17 protein-coding genes are annotated in these 21,065 nt (G+C 45.5%); 6 read left to right on the forward strand and 11 right to left on the reverse strand.

Annotation, left to right across the window (positions count from 1 at the left end; all coding sequences use genetic code 11):
* From QUB16_RS25905 to QUB16_RS25915, 3 genes are all read right to left on the reverse strand, one after another.
* Positions 1–1,832: two-partner secretion domain-containing protein (locus QUB16_RS25905; protein ID WP_333320580.1), on the reverse strand; the 1,832-nt coding region annotated here is incomplete at its 3' end.
* 1,307 nt (positions 1,833–3,139) lie between these two features.
* Positions 3,140–4,909, reverse strand: coding sequence for a DUF3352 domain-containing protein (locus tag QUB16_RS25910; RefSeq protein WP_333320582.1), 1,770 nt, complete (start codon positions 4,907–4,909; stop codon positions 3,140–3,142).
* 467 nt (positions 4,910–5,376) lie between these two features.
* Positions 5,377–6,468 carry a hypothetical protein gene (locus QUB16_RS25915; protein WP_333320583.1) on the reverse strand — a complete coding sequence of 364 codons (1,092 nt, stop codon included), beginning with the start codon at positions 6,466–6,468 and terminating at the stop codon, positions 5,377–5,379.
* 262 nt (positions 6,469–6,730) lie between these two features.
* On the opposite strand from QUB16_RS25915, the gene QUB16_RS25920 reads away from it, so the two are divergent.
* Positions 6,731–7,969, forward strand: coding sequence for an LL-diaminopimelate aminotransferase (locus tag QUB16_RS25920; protein ID WP_333320585.1), 1,239 nt, complete (start codon positions 6,731–6,733; stop codon positions 7,967–7,969).
* A 248-nt stretch (positions 7,970–8,217) separates the two neighbouring features.
* Here the strand turns inward: QUB16_RS25920 and QUB16_RS25925 are convergent, their stop codons facing one another.
* From QUB16_RS25925 to QUB16_RS25935, 3 genes are read right to left on the reverse strand one after another with little or no spacing between them, the layout of a single operon-like run.
* Positions 8,218–9,681 (reverse strand): class I SAM-dependent methyltransferase, encoded by a 1,464-nt coding sequence (locus tag QUB16_RS25925; protein WP_333320587.1) that lies wholly within the window; start codon positions 9,679–9,681, stop codon positions 8,218–8,220.
* Positions 9,678–10,403, reverse strand: a complete 726-nt coding sequence (locus QUB16_RS25930) for a restriction endonuclease (RefSeq protein WP_333042058.1) — start codon at positions 10,401–10,403, stop codon at positions 9,678–9,680. The genes QUB16_RS25925 and QUB16_RS25930 overlap by 4 nt, the downstream gene beginning before the upstream one ends.
* Before the next feature lie 10 nt (positions 10,404–10,413).
* Entirely contained in the window at positions 10,414–10,656 is a 243-nt protein-coding gene (locus QUB16_RS25935; RefSeq protein ID WP_333288361.1) for a helix-turn-helix transcriptional regulator, read from the reverse strand.
* A 215-nt stretch (positions 10,657–10,871) separates the two neighbouring features.
* Here QUB16_RS25935 and QUB16_RS25940 point away from each other — a divergent pair, with 215 nt between their 5' ends.
* Together QUB16_RS25940 and QUB16_RS25945 are read left to right on the forward strand one after the other, a co-directional pair.
* Positions 10,872–11,000, forward strand: a complete 129-nt coding sequence (locus QUB16_RS25940; RefSeq protein ID WP_333320589.1) for a hypothetical protein — start codon at positions 10,872–10,874, stop codon at positions 10,998–11,000.
* A 458-nt stretch (positions 11,001–11,458) separates the two neighbouring features.
* A complete protein-coding gene (locus QUB16_RS25945; protein WP_333320591.1) occupies positions 11,459–12,121 on the forward strand; it encodes a Uma2 family endonuclease in 663 nt (220 codons plus the stop codon).
* 44 nt (positions 12,122–12,165) lie between these two features.
* Here the strand turns inward: QUB16_RS25945 and cofH are convergent, their stop codons facing one another.
* Positions 12,166–13,326, reverse strand: coding sequence for a 7,8-didemethyl-8-hydroxy-5-deazariboflavin synthase subunit CofH (cofH, locus tag QUB16_RS25950; protein ID WP_333320593.1), 1,161 nt, complete (start codon positions 13,324–13,326; stop codon positions 12,166–12,168).
* 125 nt (positions 13,327–13,451) lie between these two features.
* Here cofH and QUB16_RS25955 point away from each other — a divergent pair, with 125 nt between their 5' ends.
* Together QUB16_RS25955 and QUB16_RS25960 are read left to right on the forward strand one after the other, a co-directional pair.
* A complete protein-coding gene (locus QUB16_RS25955; RefSeq protein ID WP_333320594.1) occupies positions 13,452–14,669 on the forward strand; it encodes a glycosyltransferase in 1,218 nt (405 codons plus the stop codon).
* Between the two features lie 118 nt (positions 14,670–14,787).
* Positions 14,788–16,584, forward strand: a complete 1,797-nt coding sequence (locus tag QUB16_RS25960) for a glycosyltransferase family 39 protein (protein ID WP_333320596.1) — start codon at positions 14,788–14,790, stop codon at positions 16,582–16,584.
* Positions 16,585–16,685: 101 nt separating this feature from the next.
* Here the strand turns inward: QUB16_RS25960 and QUB16_RS25965 are convergent, their stop codons facing one another.
* A complete protein-coding gene (locus tag QUB16_RS25965) occupies positions 16,686–16,835 on the reverse strand; it encodes a hypothetical protein (protein WP_333320598.1) in 150 nt (49 codons plus the stop codon).
* A gap of 58 nt (positions 16,836–16,893) precedes the next feature.
* Positions 16,894–17,304 (reverse strand): hypothetical protein, encoded by a 411-nt coding sequence (locus QUB16_RS25970; protein ID WP_333320599.1) that lies wholly within the window; start codon positions 17,302–17,304, stop codon positions 16,894–16,896.
* 389 nt (positions 17,305–17,693) lie between these two features.
* Here QUB16_RS25970 and QUB16_RS25975 point away from each other — a divergent pair, with 389 nt between their 5' ends.
* Entirely contained in the window at positions 17,694–18,350 is a 657-nt protein-coding gene (locus QUB16_RS25975; RefSeq protein ID WP_333320601.1) for a Uma2 family endonuclease, read from the forward strand.
* Between the two features lie 71 nt (positions 18,351–18,421).
* On the opposite strand, the gene QUB16_RS25980 is transcribed toward QUB16_RS25975, so the two are convergent.
* Together QUB16_RS25980 and QUB16_RS25985 are read right to left on the reverse strand one after the other, a co-directional pair.
* On the reverse strand, positions 18,422–19,027 hold the full coding sequence (locus tag QUB16_RS25980; protein WP_333320603.1) for a DUF3318 domain-containing protein: 606 nt from the start codon (positions 19,025–19,027) through the stop codon (positions 18,422–18,424).
* Between the two features lie 358 nt (positions 19,028–19,385).
* On the reverse strand, positions 19,386–20,960 hold the full coding sequence (locus tag QUB16_RS25985) for a nucleoside transporter C-terminal domain-containing protein (protein ID WP_333320605.1): 1,575 nt from the start codon (positions 20,958–20,960) through the stop codon (positions 19,386–19,388).
* Between the last annotated feature and the right edge of the window lie 105 nt (positions 20,961–21,065).

Below are 21,065 nucleotides of genomic sequence, written 5' to 3' on the forward strand. Positions count from 1 at the left end.
GGTGCGGGTGTCGGTGCGGGTGTCGGTGCGGGTGTCGGTGCGGGTGTCGGTGCGGGTGTCGGTGCGGGTGTCGGTGCGGGTGTCGGTGCTGGTGTCGGTGCTGGTGTCGGTGCTGGTGTCGGTGCGGGTGTCGGTGCTGGTGTCGGTGCTGGCGATACTGAAGAAGCCGTAATGTTAATTTGCGTCGGCTGTACTATCTGAGGGGTGGGGCTGAAATAACTTCCCTGTGTAATAACATTTTCCTTCTTTGGACCTCCAGTGGCAATGCTGCCAGCAGTACCGTTGAGTTTGTTATAGTCTGCCCCGACGCTGAAAGGAGTGTTCGAGGCTTCGCCACCGTGGCGAAGGGTGATATCTCCACCATTAGCGCTACCAGTAGTGGATGCGGAAATGCTGCAAGGTTGGGACAAGCAGTTGTTATCGTTGGTGAAAGTGCCTGTAGCTCGGAAATTACCGCCGGCTGTAATGTCAATCTCTCCTCCGCCTGTTCGGCCTTCGGTGTTGATATGGGTTACTTCTATGTCGTTGCGCGCGTTGAGGGTGACTTCGCCGCCTTGTTTTTCTTCGGAGTTGGCGTCTATGAATCCTGTTTGAATGCTGCTTGAGGGTGCTGCAATACTAACGTCTCCGGCGTTGCTGGTTTTGTCGCTCGATTTTGCGTTGATATTGCCTGTTTCTACTTTTCCTGTACGGCTGGTGACGGTGATGTTGCCGCCTGCAGTGGTTTCGGAGTGGGAGTCGAGATCGACAGTGCGAATGTCGCCACTAGCTTCTAGGGCGATCGGGCCGCCTTGGGAACTTGTCAGGTTTCCGCTGACTGCAATGGTGTTGGCTGCTTGAATTTCGATCGCCCGAGCGTTTGCATCTTTTAGTGCAACGTCCCCCGCAGCTACTGCTCGGTTAGACGCCGTGAGTACCACTTCACCGCTGGCATTGACACTGAGGCCTGTAGCGTTTGTTTTACCGATGCCTGTGAGCAGTTCGGGCAAGGTTGCGATCGAGAATGTCGAAGCTGTGCTGGATCTTTCTGTGGTGCTCGTCGCTGAGGGCGGCTCGATTTCCAAACTCAGCAAATTGCCTCGCTGGCGGATCTGCACTAAATTTGTCCCCAAAACTGATGCTACGGTAATTTGACCGCCTGGGGCCGAAACGCTGCCGGTGCTGACAACGGTGCCGCCGAGCAAGGTTAAGTTCTGCCCTGACTTGACTGCTAAGTCTGCCGTGCTGATAATTGCCCCTGCTCGATCGGCCCCAAAAGCAAAGGAATTGGGCGCGCCTGTCAGAGATGTGTAAGTGCTAGTACCGACAGCGTTAAACGAGTTTGAACCAAATCCAATAGCGGTGGCGGTGGTTGCTGTGAAAGAAGCCGGCACGTTTAAGCTGGCATTGTTGCCAAATATGATGCCGGATGGATTCATCAGAAACAAGTTAGAATTGCCGCCGGTTACTTGAATTAAGCCGTTAATAATCGACGGGTTGCCGCCGCCTATGCCCGCTAAAATGTTGCGAATGTTGGGGTTTGATATAAAGTTGGCAATCTGATTTTCCGACAAGCCGAATTCTTTAAAGCTGTGGAAAAGATTTTGTCGATCGCTCGATAATTGTCCGCCTTCAATATCGAAGCGAGTTGGCTGCCCAGAAGTTCCGTTTTGGGCTGCGGGAGTGACGGTAGTGCCCGTTGCGTTCGCCGCTGGAACAATTGTTTGACCTTCTGCTTTGGCTTGCACAAAGTAAAGATTTATTAAGACTATTTGCAGAGCAAGTGTCAGTTTGCTTATTCTTGCTTTTGAGAGGATTTTAGACGTTTTTTGAATATTTTTGACGGTTTTCATAGTTTTTTAAGGGGTAAAATATATAAATCACAGAAATTAGGTAAAGAAACCAACTTTGTAGAAAAAACTTGGTTGACGGCTGTGTCGCTAAATATTTGCACATCTGTGCTGTGTCTGGTCAATTTCGTAGAAGATTGGAAATTTACCCCTCCTTTTCAGAGGTGGTATTTGTGAGCTATTCTGTCAGTCTTATTGCTAAGTAAGGTTTGCCTGGTAAATGTTCGCGTTCCCTTGTTAGGAAAGCGACACGCTTGGCTATAAACCTGTTTACTCGTTCGTTAATCGCCTTCGACAGTGCATAATGCTGGCGTTTACATCACGGTGTCATGACCAGATGAACGCAGTCAGTTAAGACGCTTGACTGCACGTTCCGATCTTGTACAGGTGCTGACTAGGAATGCCAATATCTGCATAGGTTTTTCGGAACGGTTGAAGACGCTATATTTATGAAGCAACCGGGTTTCTGACTGCAAGTGCATTCAGGAGTCAATGGGTAGAATTTGCCTTTGCCTTGGCAATTTTATCAGCGTATCTTTTCCACAATCTAAATATAACTCTAAATGCCTAGGCTCTGTATCTTCCGCATGACATATTAATAAAACATAACAAAAACGGCCTTTCTAGAGGCTCTCCGACGCCTAGAAACCCGTTTTTTTAACTATTATTGATAGTCTGAAGGAAGTATCGGGGTTAAAAAACTAGGTTTCTGCGTCCAAGACTGACCCGGAAACATCCCAAATTATTTTATACAAAACAAAAAATATTATACACAGGCGGACAATTAAAATTATGGAAAGAAGAAAGGAGCAGGAGTCAAGCGATTTTAGATTTGAGATTTGAGATTTTAGATTGAAGCATTGACCCCACGGATAAATTCGGGGGCTTGTATCCTGGATGCTTTCGGTCAGAAGACAGAATTCTGAATTCAGAATACCCCATGCCTGAAGTGAGGGTTAACGGTCACGGAAAGATTTTTTTTGCTCCACAATTAAAATTGGGGGCTTTAAACCTCGATTCTCCATCCTGTCGCACAGAATCCATTCGGGATTCTGGCTTCTGAATTCTGAATTCTTCTTCAGTAAGTCAAATTGTTAGGGTATTCAGAAACCCGGTTTATTTAAAAAACCGGGTTTTTGGGTTTTTTTGTGTGAGGTTTTGTGAAGGAAAACTACTTAAATCCGGCTCTATTTCCCTCTTATAGTCAAGTCCACTATTGCCGATTTCGAGGGGCTGGTTTGGGATTTTAATCGATCGCCCTGTTGGTGTTTAAGGGGATGTGCAGGCGGATTTGTGGCAGGATTTAAGAGTTAATTGGGTGAAGTTGGGACAGTGGGCGAGGGACTGGGTGAAGCAGGGCGCGGTGAAGCAGGGCGCGGTGAAGTAAGATTCCCTGAAGGATTTGCAGAAGGAGTGGATTGGGTGGATTTTTTGAGACCGACAAAAGCGTCATAACGGGTGGTACGATCGCCAATGACGGCCGCTGTAACGCCGATCGACCGCGTGGCGTCAATCCACATTTTTTGGCTGGGAGGAAACTCCGGCAAAGCTAGGTTTTTCGGGTTAAATGCCGTCTCGGTGTCGATGAAGAAATTGCCGTTGTGGGGTTGAAGTTGCGATCGGACTGTTTTCTGGAACAGTTCGCTGCTTAAAAGCGGACTTTTCGGTGCCGGAACGATCGCATCAACCACGGGAGCTCCTACTGTCATAAACGCTACATCGTTCATCCAGCCGCGAGTTACCGTAATCCCTCCAAACGGCGATGTCCATTTTGTCGCAGGTTTGCCGCCGACTTGAATTTCCTCAACTCTAAACCCTTTAGTTTTCATCGTTTCATCAAGCTGTTTCAGGGATTTGTTCGCTGCGCCCCGGTTGTTTGTTTCCACCATAAATACAAATCCGGCAGCAAATTTGTCTCTGGGATTCTGGGCGGGCGCTGGTATTAATGATAGAGAAAATTCTCCCGCCATCCAGTTCATCAAGTCTTTATCTAAATCCATGCCGATAGTGGATTTTAAACCTGTGCGTAAAACTTGGGGATTAATCGGGGAAATCGGGTTGGCCTCGGCCCCCAATACGTAGTCTTGCCACAAACGCTGCAAGTTGCCACCGGATACCATCATTATTGTATTGCTGGGCAGGCGGTTAACCATTTTTAGAGCATTGTTTTCTACTGCTATCCTTCTGGTAGAATCGGGTTTTAGCCAAGAGACAGATTTGAAGGCAATTCCTTCTACATCCAGCGTCGCTGTGGTGGCAAATCCCTGATTTTGTTGCAGTTTTTCCAGGCTTTCTGGCGAAATTTCGCGGGCTGAGTTGGCGGCGGCATAGGCGGCGGCAACGGGCATATTGACGTAGATTTGACCGAAGGCGCCCGGACTTTTTATTTTGTCTATGGCGTCTGCATAGCCAGGGGTTTTGGCTAGGGAAGGTTCGCCTCTGTAGGTGTCGATGATTCTGTCTGTAGCGCTAGGATCTGTGGTGACTGCTAGATACCTTGTGCCGAGTACCGCAACTGAGAAATTGCGATCGGGTACGCCTTGAGTTTCTGTGACTTGCACGCCTTTATAATTACGCTCAACTATTTTTCCTTGGCTGAGGGCTTTTGGTTTTGCTAATAATTCTTTGGCTTTGATCGGGTTGGCAATTGGCAGGATAATTGCCACTGACTGTTGAATTGGCGGAGATGGGGGCGTGTTGGGTGCCGGCGAGGGGGCTGGTATAGCTATTTTGTTGCGGAGAAAGGCTACCATTGCTGTGTTACCCACCCAGGGTTGAATGTCTTGCTGGTAGGCGTAGCCGTTGCTGGTGAGGAGGCGATCGCGCATTTCGCTTAAAAACCTCTCAAACGAAGCTTTTGACTCCGGCGTGCCAAATTCTCGCAGTTTATTCCACTGCGATTCATCGGTGGTGATGGATAGGGCCATCATCGTATCTTGCGGGACAACGGTTGCCCCCGCCGGCAAATCTTTGGCGGGCCCACGGGAAATGACGAGGTAGTAGGTGACAAAGCCTAAACCGATCAGAAGTGTGGCGGCTCCGATCGTAAACAGCAGGGAAGATTTATCTTTCTTAAACATTATTCGTAAGGTTCGGGTGCTCGCAACATGATAGATTATTTTCTTGGCTCATGTAACAGATACATTAGCAGATACATTTAACCGGGCCAATCTCGGAAACTCGAATTTACCCCTCCGAACACAACCTGAAAAACAGTTTTTTATTTAATCAGACAGTAGGTTAATATCGATTCCGCTTGCACCGCAATGATGGTTGACTGTTGACTGTTGACTGTGAGCCGAAAAACTGAAAATTGTGCTTATATTTGGTGGCAGATTGAAGGAGACTTTACCAGAACGATGCTACCGGATTTGATATATAGCAATCCTTGCAGGAGTCGTAAATTTTTTACCCCACCCCAACCCTCCCCGAACCCGCTCTCAGGGAGTAAGAAATTCACAAATGATGCGAGGATTGCTATAAGTCAGTGGAACGAAACCCAACACAAAAAATGTAGCAAGACTTTGGTAAAATAGTATTAACTGAATCAGTTTCTGGCCTTAAAGTCTTTAAAGATCGTTTGAAACGAGTACATCAGCCGGTGCACATCGTTTGTGGCTCTAGGAAAAATGTTGTGTTCCCATTTTTTGCGAGCGGTAGTTAGCAGTTTTGCTACGGGTTGGGAGTAACTGTTAGAAATGAAATAGCTGCCGCCTTCGTAGCGAATGTCTGACGCTAAGCCGATAAAAGCACCAGCCATTTCTAGTTTAAGTTCTGAGGTGCTGTGCTGAGAGTTTACTGCTAAAATTACCTGCGAGTGCCGGGGTTCGCGGTTGAGCAAGCGGCAGATATTTGCTTCTTTTTGGTACAAAATTAAAACGTTGCAGTTGTGCAGAACTCCGGCTCTACCTTGGACTTTTACTCCTAGGTGAACTTCCAGGGCTGGTTTGTCGGGAAATTCCACAACAGCATGAGTATAGGGATGTGCACTTCCGTGGATTTTTCCCGCCGTTTTTCTAAATGTTAAATATTTCGGTGTTTCGTCGTCTAAAACATTGTTGTAATAAATAGTACCGCCTTCATTAGCAACTGCTTTTAGCAGAATAGTGAAGAGGTAAGTGTCAAAAATTCTGGCTTGTTCTGCCGCTGTGTTAAAATCGGGATCGATCGAGCTTTTTAATTTGCTTTTTATTTCGGAATTGATGGCGTAGTTGCTCGGCCCGGAAGGCAGTTTTTCCAGCAAGTGCTTGAGGGCGATCGCCTGTTTGTGACGGGGGGCTGTGACGCTGGAGGTAAACTCAATTGTTTTGGCAGTTTCGCCACTTGAATTGGCAAAGGTAATTTTTGTGCCGAGGGGAGAGGTTTCTGATTCTACTTTCAAGAAATAAGCAATTTCGTCTTCCATTTCGGAAGTGTTCACAGTCGCTTGCTCGACAGCATTAATTAACAGCAAAAGTTGTTCTTTTGCGGTATAATCTTCTATCTTGAGCAGAGGTGTTTTTCTTTTGAGCGATCGCTCTTCAATTACTTTGCCTATCTCTACAGTATCGGCTACTTGTTGAACTACCCAACCCAAATTAAACTCATCCAGAATTGCCGCCAGTTCTTGATAGAGTTTGGCGTACTCGATCTCGTCCATAATTGTTTCTGCGCTGCACACTATTCTGATTATACAAGGTAGTTTGATTTTTTGGTCAATGGCCCGTCAGCAACTGCGAATATTGCCTGTAATGGCTGAGTATAGGAGTGTTTGACTCTCCGAGTGGGGAAAATCTTCCTCTTCCGTGAACCTCTTCCGTCACATCGGTTAAATCCTTTACAGCATCGGTTGCCGAACTTCCTGCTTCTGGAGAGAGACAATTGGGAGTAAGCTATTCTACGACATTTGTAGCGATCGAACTATGGCAACTATCAACGACAACTACCTCAAACTCAAAGCTGGCTACCTGTTTCCCGAAATTGGGCGCAGGGTGAAAGCCTATGCAGAGGCGAATCCCCAAGCGCCCATCATCCGGCTGGGGATTGGCGACGTGACTGAACCGCTACCGGCTGCTTGTCGGGAGGCGATGGTGAAGGCGGTGGAAGACATGGGTTCGCGGGATACCTTTAAAGGATACGGCCCGGAACAAGGTTATGAGTGGCTGCGGGAGAAAATTGCCGAGCACGATTTTAAGTCGCGGGGATGCGATGTTGATGCTTCGGAAATCTTTATTTCTGATGGTTCTAAGTGCGATTGTGGCAATATTCTCGATATCTTTGGCAACAATAACACGATCGCAGTTACCGATCCAGTTTATCCGGTGTATGTAGACACTAACGTGATGGCTGGACACACGGGAGATGCCAACGAAAATGGCGAATACGGCGGCTTAGTTTACCTGCCAATTACAGCGGAAAACAATTTTACTGCCCAAATTCCCACTGACAAAAAAGTCGATTTAATTTACCTGTGTTTTCCGAACAATCCGACGGGGGCAACTGCAACTAAGGAACACTTGCAAGCTTGGGTAAATTATGCTAAAGCTAACGGTTCGATTATTTTCTTCGATGCGGCTTACGAAGCGTATATTACCGATCCGAGTTTACCGCATTCTATCTACGAAATTGAAGGGGCGCGGGATTGTGCGATCGAATTTCGTTCTTTTTCCAAAAATGCTGGTTTCACGGGTACTCGCTGTGCGCTAACAGTTGTACCGAAGACTCTGACTGGAAAAGCCGCAGATGGTTCCGATGTCGAAATTTGGAAGCTGTGGAACCGCCGCCAATCTACTAAGTTTAACGGTGTTTCTTACATCGTGCAGCGCGGTGCTGAGGCGGTTTATTCGGAGGCGGGCAAGGCACAAATTCAGGCATTAGTCAATTTTTACATGGAAAATGCTGCGATTATTCGCGAGAAATTGACAGCGGCGGGAATCGAGGTTTTTGGTGGCGAAAATGCGCCTTATGTGTGGGTGAAAACGCCTCACGGTTTGTCGAGTTGGGATTTCTTTCAGAAGTTGCTGGAAACTTGCAATGTGGTGGGAACTCCGGGTTCTGGTTTTGGTGCGGCGGGTGAGGGTTATTTCCGCATTTCGGCGTTTAATAGTCGGGAGAATGTGGAAGAAGCGATGAGACGGATTGTGGAGAAGTTTAAGATGTAAAAGGGCGAGAGATAAGTCTTTTTGGGGCCGGGTTCTTCGGCCCACCCCACAAGAAAATTGATCTCTTCTGGAACAGGCATCTTGCCTGTTCATGCAAATGCTGAAAAATGTGAGTTATAATCAGCTTACTGCCGAATTTTCAGGCAGCCACTCCACAAATTCCTCGAAGTTTACGAGCTTGGGTAAAGTTAGAGTTATAGGTTTTCAGAATTACTGATAATATAAATTATATCTCTATCCATCTGCGTTTATCTGCGTGCATCTGCGGTTACAAACTCCCAATCTGCCAGTAGTGCCAGATTCAGACAATTTAAAATACTGGATTTAATCGGGCGCTTTTCATCCCAAAATACGATCGCTGAATAAAAGTTAATCGCCGCCGGTGAATTCAAAAGCTCAAAAGTTTGACGCGCAACTCCCTCGTCGTCAAAGCCGAGAAAGTAAACAGTATCATCAAAAACCACAGGTTTATCAGCTATTTCACCGATCAACCTAAAATCCAGTTTTTTATAAAGCCCGCAAATCGCAATTTTCCAAATTTTGAAGGTATAATCGCCAACTCCAAAAATCGAAAATCGAGGGTTGTTTTGATAAATTTTGCTTTTTCGATTATCTAAATATTGCCCGCAATCCTCCAGATAGCGCCCGGTTTTAGGAGCTATTTTTTTGATATTTTCAGTTGACTCCCCGATAAATTTTTGAGTAATGAGCATATATCGATCGGTAGCATTAATTCGATTTTGAGCAACACCAGAGCCTTTGATTAGCGGAAACAGATAAGTGTCCTCAATATCGACAACTTCTCCGAATGTATTTACAAAATAATTGTCTATTTTGCGAAACTCCATCACGTTAGAACAGTCGTGCTTTACACCAGATCGCCATTTTGTCCCTGAATTCACAGCATATAAATTACTCAATTTACTGAAAGAATTTATATCCTTAACCAAGAGATTGTTGTGATATCCAATTCGGTGACAGTCTGAAGTTTCTAAACTGCTAAATACATCGCAGAAGTAGTTTCGCGAATGAGCATCAAATTTGCAGACTAACAAACAAGCATCAACATTGGCATCAAAATATTTTTTAGCATCTATTTTGTAAGTTGCACAGTCAGCGAGATTGAGTTTTTGAGAGTGGAGGTAATTCAATAACTTTCTAGCAGTCGAAGTCTTGCAAAGCATCGCTAGATCGGCATCGCGCTTTTGCAGCCATTGCACCGCCTGAATCAGCATCCATTCTGAGATATCGAAGTTACTCTTACCTGTGAGAGCATCTAAGCCACTGTGATTTTGAAAATTGTTTTTTTTAGGTAAATTTTCGCTCCCAATAGTTCCTTGTTGCGAGTTGGTCACCCACGGAAAGTTGCCGAGTACAAGCAGTCGAGTGCTACATCGATCGACTAATGATTTCCAATCAAAATCAAAGAAATCTCCGTGCCAAATATCGCATCTCTCATTCTGAAATAATTGCTTATTTAGTCTGACTTCTTTTAAGTAATTTTGATTTATTTCAACCCCGATAATTTTGGCGGCGGATGGAAACGAACGTGCAGCAGCTTGAATAAAATTACCGATACCGCACGTCGGCTCAATTATGATGCCAGGATTGACATTAAGTTCTACTAATTTTCGACATACCATCTCGGCTAATGCCGGCGGTGTCTGAAAATCGCCGTATTCTAGTTTGGTTTTGCGATTGTTAGAACTCATTGGTTAGATTTATAAACTGCGATAACACCTTCCTGTTGTCCGGCACGCTCAATGACCCTTCCATACTGAAGTCGCCATTGCAACGCATTAGAAATGGTCAAAAAACCTTGCAAGGGTGGGTTTCTCAGTATTTCGTCTGCAATGTTACCTGCTTCAATTTCGTCAACAGGTAGATTTTTGTCAAACATGAAAGCAAGCAAATCATCTTTATTGCCTTCGTTATCTAAAATATAGCGAATTCCACGGGTCATTTGAAAATCTGCTGTTCTTTCGGCACTAACGTAAATTGTATGCAAAATATTCAGCGTTGCAGTTCGGATGGTACTGTTGTCTGTCTTTTCGTAAACAAAGATAATCAGTGAATATCCCAGCCCAAAAATCTTTTGCCTTGCAGATTTGAAAGGACATGACGACTGCGGTTGCCTAACACTTGTTACCTTCACGTCAACCAATATCCCTGGGAAATCGATGCCGCTTGCTGAATTGCCATCTATAAATTCATATTGCTGCTTGAGATAGAGTCTGAACTTTTGCTCCAAATATGTTCCAACAGCCTTTCCGTCTGTGATTCCGTAAAGCAGAGGTTCCGGGTGTTGAGACTCGGCTGCTGAAAATATTGCCGCCTCAGAACAAAGAATTTCTACGGTCAGAGTTGTCATTTTGATGAACCACCACATTTTTAATTGGCTGAGAAGGTAAACAGTATCATTATTATTTGCCACTCTTAATATTCTATCGATCGCCCTCGCTGGGAAAACCAAATTGGTCTGGTAATTCAGCAGAGGTAATTTGCAGAATCTCTAGCAACTTCTTGTATTGAACAGGCGTTAGCTTCGGTACAGATCGCCCCGATTCCCAGTTGCTTACCGTCGCTTCCGTAACGCCAAGTGCTTCTGCTAGCTGCTTTTGAGTCATAAACCGCTGAACTCTCAGTCGCATTAGGGGCGATCGATCGGCTCTTTCTGAGGTTTCCATAGGCTATTTGTTAAGTTATATTAATTTATTTGAGTTTTGCCTAAAATGATTGATATCTACCCTAAATTGATTTAAATTTAATCTAATAGAGATTAGACAGCACCAGCTAAGCCACTTGTGCAGTAGGGGAATTGCTGTCTTTTTTTTAACTTGTTATTGTACGCGGTTTTACCGTTACAAAGCATCAAACTTATCCAAAATTATTGGTCAAAGCTATGTTGCAAGATTCATCATCGAACCAAACATCGCCCAATGTTTTAACGAACCAAACCTGTGAGGCCGATCGCGAAGCAGTCCGTCACGTCATCATCGGTTCGCCGCTGGGGGTACGGATCGCGAATTAAATAATTTACACAAGTTTGTGGGGAGTAGGGGTTGGGCCAGAAAGCCCGCCCTTTCTGGACGGGCGGGACGCCCATCCCACAAGAACCATCACGCATTGTAAGTTATTTAATTCTCATTCCTAGGCCGAACTATCCACCAACTGCACGCATTGCGCTACGAGGAAGCTGTTCGTTGGACTCATCCGTTAGCGCAGCCCTCGAAGAGGATCGCCATTCCCGACAATCGCATCATTATTACACCCGAACAGGGAGAAATCATGAGTCTGTTAGTCAAATTAATCCGGCTGCAATGAAGTCTAAATGTGCGATCGCTCTTTCTAGAATTGAGTCAAAAGTGCGATCGCGAATCTCTTCTCGTTGCCCGTGCTAAACTCAACAGATATATCCAAAAACTATTGTGGGGTAGGCATCCTGCCTGCCCTTGGCACAAACTTAACAACTAGCTCGCAATTCAGCTTATGATTGTTATCACCCCCGTCCTCAAACCTGTTAGCCAGATCGAGCTTTCTCCCGGTAGTGTCGTAACTATTCCCAATATAACTTGGCTGGAATTTGAGTCGATTTTGGAGGAATTAGGAGAAAAGCGCTCGGCACGAGTTGCTTACAGCAAACAAACTTTAGAAATTATGGTTCCTTTACCAGAACACGAAATTCCCAGAGATTTAATCTCTGATATTGTCAAAATTTTACTCAAGTCGGCGGGCCGAAGATACCAACCCTTCGGTTCTACTACTTTCAAACGGGAAGGTGCAGCAGGAGTGGAACCTGATGCTTGCTTTTATCTTCTAAATTATCAACGGATGATTGGCCGCCGCCGACTTTTACCGGACGATCCGCCGCCGGATTTAGCAATTGAGACGGATGTAACTTCTAAAACTACGATCGATGCCTATAAAATTATTGGAGTTCCCGAAGTATGGGTTTATGACAGCGGCAGACTTCGCATTTATTTGCTGCAAGATGGAGAGTATGTAGAATCCGATATGAGTCCGAATTTTCCAGAAATCGCGATCGCCCAGATGATTCCTGCTACAGTGGAACGTGCTTGGCAGGTGGGAAGTTGTCAAGCGCTAGAAGAATTTGAAAGTGCGATCCTCTCCGAGGGCTTCGCTAACGGCTAAACTCGTAGGAGACGTTACGCACTTCGCACTTTGCATCCAAAAAATCACACACTTACTGCAAAATTGTCAACCCCTAAAGGTCGATAAATTGTATCTCTTTGCTGATAACTCCGCCCCAAAGAACTAATCGCATTTTGCAAATCTTCGACAGATTGACAACTGCCGCCAACCGCACCGGCCATTGTAGTAATGTGCTCTTCCATCAATGTACCGCCGATGTCGTTGCAGCCCCATTTCAGCGCTTCTGTAGCTCCATCTAAACCTAATTTTACCCAACTCGGCTGGTGATTGGAAATTAAATTGCCTAAGAAGATTCTCGATACAGCGGTGAGTAACAAAGTATCTGCTAAAATTGGTTGGTCGCGGCCGACTCGACTCCGCAAAGGAGCCGGTGCTTGCTGTCCGACAAATGGTAGTAAAATAAATTCTGTGATGCGTGCCCCATAGTTTTGGTCGATCGCAGTTTGTTGGAGCGATCGCACTTTTTCTAAATGCAAAACCTGCTGTTCGGCTGTCTCAATATGCCCGCAAAGCATCGTACTCGTTGTCGGCAAACCCAGACTGTGAGCAGTTCCCACAATTTCCAGCCAAGTTGCCGAATTTAGTTTTTCCGGGCAAATCACCCGTCGCACAGAATCGTCGAGAACTTCCGCCGCGGTTCCCGGCATCGAACCAACTCCCGCATCCTGCAAAGCCGAAATTACATAGCTGAAACTAAGATTATCTTCTCTGGCAATAAATTCTATTTCTTGCGGCGAAAAAGCGTGCAAGTGCAACTGAGGAAACTTATCCTTAATAGTTTTCACCAATTGCACATAATAAGGCAAAGATGCGCCGTTCAGCTTAGCTTGAAGATTTAAGCCCCCCTGCATACAAATTTCCGTTGCACCCCGCTGCACTGCATCAGTTGCCTTTTCCTGAATTTGAGCTGCATCTAGCCAAAAAGCGCCCTCATCTCCCTCGTCGCGGCGGAATGCACAGAAACTGCAATGCTGCTCGCAAATGTTAGTAAAATTAATATTCCGATTGATAACGTAGGTGACTGTATCCCCTGATTGTCGGCGGCGGAGCAAGTCAGCGGTTGTTTGAATAGAAACTCGCGCGTCTGGCTCTGTTTGCTGCAAAAGTACCAATGCCTCTGCAGAAGAAATGTTATAACCTTGTAAAGCTCGATCGAGAATTGCATCCACAGTTTTCTTTTTCACTCAACTACATAATTACTGACTAGAATAAAGGCATTTTTATATTTTAACCAATCAATTATGGAGGAACGATATTCTAAAATCTCAAGTCTTACAAAACCATCCTTTATTTTCTGGGAAGTGAAATTATGGGCATAAACCAAGCAAATCATCTCTTGCCAGTACCGTCTGGGCCTTTGCAAATTCCTGCTGTACAGACTTTCAATTCAACTTTTACAGACGCAGGCACACCGCCCATTTATTTTTCCCTGGTCATTCCCACCTACAACGAGTGCAAGAATGTCAAGAGTATTGTGGAAAAATTGAGCCACTTGCTCGATGGCAGTATTCCCGGCAACTACGAATTAATTGTAGTCGATGACAACAGCCCCGATCGCACATGGGAAGTTGCCCTGTCCCTGACACCGGAATATCCGCAATTGCGGGTGATGCGCCGGGAAGACGAGCGGGGACTTTCCACAGCGGTAATTCGCGGGTGGCAGGTCGCTCGGGGCGAGGTTTTGGGCGTCATCGATGCCGACTTGCAGCATCCCCCGGAGACGCTATTGCAGCTTTTAGCCGAAATTCAGCGGGGAGCCGATTTGGCCGCAGCGAGCCGCCACGTCGCCGAGGGCGGTGTGAGCGACTGGAGCGTTGTCAGGCGATTTTTATCGCGGGGCGCTCAAACCGTGGGGTTGGTAATCCTGCCGGGAGTGGTGGGCCGAGTTTCCGATCCGATGAGCGGCTATTTTATGGTGCGTCGCAGTTGCATAGCGGGCAAAACCATGAATCCTGCTGGTTACAAAATTTTGATTGAAGTGCTCGGCAGGGGCGACATCCGCTGGATTGGAGAAGTTGGTTACGTGTTTCAGGAGCGGCAAGAAGGGGAGAGCAAAGTTACCTGGAAACAGTATATTGAGTATTTGCGGCATTTGCTGAGGTTGCGGTTTGCCCGCTGGCCGATGGGCAAGTTTCTGCGGTTTGGCCTTGTGGGTTTCAGCGGCGTATTTGTGAATATGGGGGTTTTGTACGTGCTGCGGGATATCCTCAATTGGGAGCTAACTCGCAGTCTGATCGTTGCTGCTGAATTTGCAATTATCAGTAACTTTTTGTGGAATGATTTGTGGACTTTTGGGGATATTTCTAAGCGGCAGCCAGGAAAGCGCCAGCGATTGAAACGGCTGTTGAAATTTAATACCATTTGCTTGATGGGTTTGATTTTGAATGTGCTGCTGGTTAATGTGCTGTTTAATGTTTTTGGGATGAATGAATATTTGGCTAACTTAATTGCGATCGCGGCTGTGACTCTGTGGAATTTCTGGATTAATATGAAGTTGAGTTGGCGGGTGACGGAAGTAGATAGGTAATGGGTAATGGGTAATGGGTAATTGGTAATTGGTAATTAGTAATGGATCATTGATAAAATGACTGATGACTAATGACTAATGACTAATGACTAATGACTCTTCTTCCCTAGGCCTTTGAATGACTGAATTAATGATTAAGAACAAACAACTGTTGTTGCTATTGCTGTGGACGGCGATCGCCTTTATCTTGCGATTTGCCAATTTAAACTCTAAACCGCTGTGGACAGACGAGTTTTCGACTCTAGTTTTTAGCTTGGGCAACAGTTTTCGAGGGGTGCATCTCGATCGCGCGATCGATCTTTCTACATTATTACAACCGCTGCAATTTCGCCCCGGTGCTGGGATTGCCGATGTCCTCAACCATTTGCTGCTAGAAAGCAACCATCCACCAGTGTATTTTATGCTCGCCCACTGGTGGATGCGACTGTTTGGGCCGACCGAGGATAGTTTAGTTTGGATTGGGCGAGCTCTTCCTGCTTTATTGGGCGTGATGTCAGTTCCAGCTATTTACTTTTTGGGCAAGTTTGCTTTTAGTTCGCGTTTAGTTGGTCAATGTGCGGCCGCGATGATGGCAGTTTCTCCCTACGGCATTTATCTCGCTCAAGAAGCTCGCCATTACACTTTAGGAATCTTATTAGTTATTGCCTCTCTTTTTTGCCTCACATTAGCTGCAAAAAAGCTGCAACAGCGCGCTCCCCTGCCTATTTGGGCGGTGCTGCTGTGGGTTGTTGTTAATTGTTTAGGGATTGCGGTTCACTACTTTTTTGCACTAACTTTGTGTGCGGAATTAATAGCATTAATTGCGGTAAGCTGGCAGCAGTTTAAGGGAAAGTTGCCAATTGACAACAGCCAGCGGCCTAATATTTGGCAATTTCAAATCCTGTGGCGATTTTTCGCAGTAGCGATGGGCACTTTAGCCGGCGGTTTAGTTTGGCTGCCGGTATTTTTGTCGAATAAATACGGCAGCGAACTAACTAATTGGATTGTCAGCGGCGATCGCACATTTTTAAGTTGGGTTAATCCGATTTTTCAAGCTTTAGCTGGATGGATCACTGTCATGTCTCTGCTGCCCGTGGAATCGCCAAATTTGGCAGTAGTAGTTGCATCGGCGATCGCAATGACAATATTTTTTATATTGGTGCTTCCCATCCTGTTTAGCGCTTTTAAAAATTCGTTAACAAGGCCCGATACTCGTTTAGGTACTGTTATTTTCGGCGGATTTGTGCTAGGAGCAATTTTCCTATTTTTCAGCTTTGCATATATTCTAGGGATTGACCTAACTCGCGGCGCACGATACAATTTCGTCTACTTTCCGGGGGTGATATTGCTTTTAGGAGCAACCTTGGCGGTTATTTTTAACATACCTACAGCAAAAAGTCAATGGTTTAATTTTCGGGCGATCGAAGTTCCGGGCAAAAAAGCAGTGGTGCTAATTTTAGCAATGGGTTTTTTTAGCGGTGTGACAGTAAATTCCAATCTCGGCTATCGCAAATATTACAAACCAGACCTTTTAATTCCGGTTATCCGCGAATTATCGAAAGTTCCCGTGTTAATTGCGACTACTCAAAAGACTCATGTAGAAATAGGAGAGTTGATGGGGATAGGGTGGGAATGGGAAAGAAGTTCGGCAACGGATTTTGTAGCGGATGTAACTGATGTAACGGATGTTAGGAAGAAAGAAGAAGTTAAAGCCTTTGATTCTCCGCTGTTTCTTTTGGCTAATCAGAGAAGGGATGCGCCGGAAATAGCGGCAGGGACACTTGACAAAACACTCAGTCAATTAGAACGCCCGCTAGATTTGTGGCTGGTTAATTTTCGCGCACCTGTCAATCTAGAAGCACAAAAATGTCAGGTTGAATCAGGCGATTTGCCTGCGGTGCATGGGTATGAATATCAAGTTTATCATTGTTCCTGATTTGGCGATCGCCCGCAACGACAGTCCGATCGACTAGAAAGAGCGATCGGGAAATTTATAACTCAATAAACTGACATTGCTAAAGCTATTACCAATACGCATCACCCCGCTGATGTAGATGTAGGGTGCGCTGGGCGCACCTTACCGCTATCAATATGATCGAGACTGTTCAATCTCACATTTTGCACCATTGTCAAGAACAGGCAAGATGCCTGTTCCACAATAAAATTTATCTCTTGTGGAACAGGCATCTTGCCTGTTCCTAAACAAGTAATTGAGAATGGTGCAATATCTCAGGTCAATCAAACGCTAAGAGTCAGCGGCCAAATGTTTAATTAAGACGCTCATCACTTCACCTGGATTTTGAGTTGGGACAAGCGGACTCCAGTCAGAAACGCAGGCAAAATTATCGCGGTGAAAAGAATGAATGACGCGGGAAACAACAGGACGAGAACTGATAATGAAAAGTTTCAACAGTTCTCGGTTAACTGAAGTTGGCAAGTTTGGTTCTTTAGCAGGGGGCTGATTGAGTTCGGTAGTTGGATTTTCTGGCCCAACCTCGAAAGCAAGTATTAATTCGGTATTGGGTAGCATTTGCCGGATGACTTTCAGGGAAGATTCTGCTTCGCTGCGGCTGCGAAATTGCGCGACGGGTAAGCGCTGAAAGTTGGGCAGGAGTCGGTAAATAATCCAGGCATTCGCAGTTTCTGGGGTGTTCATGGCTGTATTGTAAATTGGGTATGTTTGCCCATAGCAATGTGACAGACTTGCACGCGATTGCGAGCGCGATCGAGCATCGAGCTACTGCAATCAATATGCGTCCTAATTGATGATTTTTTCTCGCTCGCTCTGCGGCGAGCGAAAACTATATCTAGTTGAGCAATGACGCTATCTTAGACCAGAAATAAATAGGACAGTAAATTATTTACAAATTTTAATATGACTTTTTTTCAGTAGTAAAGTGTTGATTTAAGCGCTCAAATTAGGCGTTTAAATTAGGTATTAAAATTAGGCGGTTATCATGCAATGGCGAGCAATAAAAAACGTTATATAGGGTGGCTCGACAAAGAACCACGCTATAATTGATGTAAGTTTTGGGAAAAACTGCAATGTTAAATTACAACTTGCCGAGGTACTTGCCCTCAGCCGATGAACTGCCAGATTCTGACGAAACGCCTGTGGATAACGAACTTCAAGAACTAATACCGGGGTTGCTAAAAGCGATATTGCTCATAATTTGGGCAGAACGCATGGACTGGTTTTTTGGCATAGATATGGGTATCTATTATCACCCTGAAAAAGCTCCAATTGTCCCCGACGGTTTCTTGAGTTTAGGAGTAGAACGGTTTTACGATGAAGAATTGCGTCCCAGTTACGTGCTGTGGGATGAAAATGTTGTCCCAACTTTGGTGCTGGAAATCGTTTCCAAAAAGTATCGCAAGGAATACAGCACAAAGTTGGAGGAATATCAAGATTTAGGCGTGCTTTATTACATTATCTATTCATCTCGCCGCCGTCGAAAACCCCGATTGGAAGTACATAAGTTAGTTAATGGGAAGTATGAATTACAGTCGGGACATCCCGTTTGGATGCCCGAAATAGGTTTAGGAATTGGTTGTGAAAGGGGAAATTATTCTGGGGTGACGAGGGAGTGGCTGTATTGGTACGACGCAGATGGAAAACGTTATCTGACTCCTGAAGAACAGGTGAACAGATTAGCACAAAAATTGCGGGAGTTAGGAATCGATCCAAATAGTCTGAGGTGAAGTAATTATTATAGCGATGATTGGGTAAAGCCGACATTTCTATATTCTTCTGGTAGGAAGGGAGCAAGTTTTCACTCTTTCCTCACACTATCGGGTACGCCCACGGCCGAAATACCCGATATTGCCTTTAAGTTTTGACACCGAATCAATTCGTTAAAACCCAAACTCCGCCCTTCAATTTGCGCCACAGCCTCGATCGCCCCAAGCAAATGTCCGGCCGCTTCCGCTTCGTTGTAACCACGCCTTCCCGCTACTCTAATCGCCCCTTCATCAGCCTCTAACTCTACTTGGGAACTGCGGTTGTCGCGCCAAATTCGAGTCATGGCGAGTCCCGTCAAACCGCCCGCGATCGCAGTCCCGATCGCATCTCCTTGCAACAATTCTACAACAGTCCCGACAATTCCCGCCAGAGCCGCACCTTGATAAATATCCGGTTTAAACCACTTAAAACTGCACAGAAAACTTACATTCCGCAATAGCAGTAAATCCCGCTGCGGCTTAGATAGCAGCCGCCACAAATCAAAATTAATATAAATCGGGCGAGATTGATTCCAAGGCAAAGGAAAATCGCAGTCAATTACCGTTGATTGTTGTGGCTTATTAATAATTTTACACATCATGCGGCCGGAGGCTGGCATCACATCTAACAGGCGGCGAATTTCTGGATCGGGATTCATAAATTTTGGGATAATTGGTAATTGCATCTGCCTAAAAAACAATCCTATCTGTCAGGGGCTCGTAGGGGCGGGTTCACCAACAATATTTAACTCCCATCAAAAATCTACATAAACCCGCCCCCACCCAACCAATAAACTACATCAACCTTGATTTCGATAAAATACGAAAATATAACTGTAAGAGGCAACTTACTGTTGGGGCAGGTTTTACAGATTTTCAAGCATCGACAAATATTGTATGTGAAACCATTCCATACAGTAGACGGGATTTACTGTTGGGTGAGGGCGGGTTTTAGAGATTGTCAATTATTGACAAATATTGTTTGTTAACCCGCCCCTACAAGTCAATAGAATATAATTAAGGGTTTTTCTTGGATTCAGATTTGGGAGATTCTTGAGCTCTCGGAGCCACTTTTTCGGGGTTGGGCGAAGGCTTCGGACTGGCAATTGCTGGGGCAACTGACGGCTTTGAATTCGCGGCTGGGGATGGCGGTGATTTTAGAGATTCAGGGGCTGTTAGCGGTGCAGCCGGGGCTGTCTTAGTGCCTAAAATGCTGGCGTCTCCGGTGTCAAAGGTGCCGGCGATGCAAGCGATCATCATTGTAGCTAAAGTGCCGACAAATAATGCTTTCCAACCGAGTTCGGAAATGTCTTTGCGGCGGGATGGAATTAGGGCGATCGTACCGCCGACAAATATGCCGACGGAGGCGAGGTGGGCGAAGCCGGAAAGGGCGTAACTGACAATCAAAACTGTACGATCGCTCACCAGTCCTTTTGCCGATGCTTCTGCTAAACTTTGATAGGGCGGAATGGCTGTTTCTAACAGCCTGCGACCGATGATTACTGATGCTTCCCAAGAGTCGTCAAGGGCGACACCTGTTAATAACGTCAGGGGATAAAATAAGACTCCCATAATGTTGGCTAAGGTGACAACTTTGAAAAAGCCACCAATGGGGCCGGGCAAAATTGCCAGCCAACCAAAGAATTGATTGATTAAGGAAACTAAGCCTAAGATTAAAATCAAAACAGCGGCAATTGCCACAGCCATTTTTACACCGTCCAATGCGCCAATTATCGCTGCATCCAAAGGGCTGACTCGTTCGATGGGTTCTCCCCCAACAGTCTCTTGTTTGAATTCTTCGCGATCCATGTCCGAAATTTCTTCGCCCACAAACTCGCGGCCTTTAGGCTTCCGTTCTTCCTTGGGAATGCCGCCCATTGTCAGGGGTGTGTCTGTTTCTGGTACTAAGATTTTGGAGAGGACAAAACAAGCGGGGATGGCGATAATTGAGGCGGAAACTAAATGCCCTAAAATATTGGGAAAAACTGGCTTGAGAAAACTAACGTAAATTGCTAAAGTTGAAGAAGCGGCCGTCCCGAAACAGCAAGAGAGGATTGCACAAAGTTCCGAACGAGTCATTTTCGGCAAATAAGGCTTGACAACAATTGCCGCTTCAATTCCTACGAAAATATTAGCAGCGCCGCTGAGGGCTTCCGCGCCACTCAACCGCATTGTCATATAAAAGATTTTGGCAAAAAGTTCGGTGATAATTTGAATCACGCCGATGTTGTATAGCAAGGCCATGAGGCCAGAAAAAAAGATGACTGTCGGTAATGCTCTAAAGGCAAAAATATAACCTAAATTAACTGCCGGCTCTTTACCAGGTATCGGTACAACATTGCTCCCGAATACAAATCTCGCTCCAGCGTCAGCAGCGGTGAATACTCCATCCAGTAAGCCAGTAAACCACTCTAAAGCGATGCGAGTTGGGGGGAACAGGAATACTAAAAATCCTAAGACTAATTGCAAGCCAATGCCCCAGATGATGACGCGCCAGGGAATATACTTGGCCTGTCGGTTTTCTGAAAAAATCCAGGCGATCGCACACAAGCCAAAGATGCCCAGAAACGAGATAAGATTGTAGATAGACATGAGCCTAGTCCTTGAAATACTTAAGAATGCCGATCGACGGCTTGCACCACATCAGTTATACTATTCATCTGACGGCAAATGCTAAAAAAAATAACGGGCCGATGA

This window comes from Microcoleus sp. D3_18a_C4, from assembly GCF_036702415.1.
Lineage (GTDB): Bacteria > Cyanobacteriota > Cyanobacteriia > Cyanobacteriales > Microcoleaceae > Microcoleus.

Bases quoted from the DNA above. Each gene is read 5' to 3' on its own strand.
- QUB16_RS25935 (WP_333288361.1), bottom strand. From the start codon at position 10,656: ATGGAAACCTCAGAAAGAGCCGATCGATCGCCCCTAATGCGACTGAGA.
- QUB16_RS25945 (WP_333320591.1), top strand. From the start codon at position 11,459: ATGATTGTTATCACCCCCGTCCTCAAACCTGTTAGCCAGATCGAGCTT.
- QUB16_RS25920 (WP_333320585.1), top strand. From the start codon at position 6,731: ATGGCAACTATCAACGACAACTACCTCAAACTCAAAGCTGGCTACCTG.
- QUB16_RS25910 (WP_333320582.1), bottom strand. From the start codon at position 4,909: ATGTTTAAGAAAGATAAATCTTCCCTGCTGTTTACGATCGGAGCCGCC.
- QUB16_RS25965 (WP_333320598.1), bottom strand. From the start codon at position 16,835: ATGCCTGTTCCACAAGAGATAAATTTTATTGTGGAACAGGCATCTTGC.
- QUB16_RS25925 (WP_333320587.1), bottom strand. From the start codon at position 9,681: ATGAGTTCTAACAATCGCAAAACCAAACTAGAATACGGCGATTTTCAG.
- QUB16_RS25915 (WP_333320583.1), bottom strand. From the start codon at position 6,468: ATGGACGAGATCGAGTACGCCAAACTCTATCAAGAACTGGCGGCAATT.
- QUB16_RS25985 (WP_333320605.1), bottom strand. From the start codon at position 20,960: ATGTCTATCTACAATCTTATCTCGTTTCTGGGCATCTTTGGCTTGTGT.
- QUB16_RS25980 (WP_333320603.1), bottom strand. From the start codon at position 19,027: ATGAATCCCGATCCAGAAATTCGCCGCCTGTTAGATGTGATGCCAGCC.
- QUB16_RS25940 (WP_333320589.1), top strand. From the start codon at position 10,872: ATGTTGCAAGATTCATCATCGAACCAAACATCGCCCAATGTTTTAACG.
- QUB16_RS25970 (WP_333320599.1), bottom strand. From the start codon at position 17,304: ATGAACACCCCAGAAACTGCGAATGCCTGGATTATTTACCGACTCCTG.
- QUB16_RS25960 (WP_333320596.1), top strand. From the start codon at position 14,788: ATGACTGAATTAATGATTAAGAACAAACAACTGTTGTTGCTATTGCTG.
- QUB16_RS25955 (WP_333320594.1), top strand. From the start codon at position 13,452: ATGGGCATAAACCAAGCAAATCATCTCTTGCCAGTACCGTCTGGGCCT.
- QUB16_RS25975 (WP_333320601.1), top strand. From the start codon at position 17,694: ATGTTAAATTACAACTTGCCGAGGTACTTGCCCTCAGCCGATGAACTG.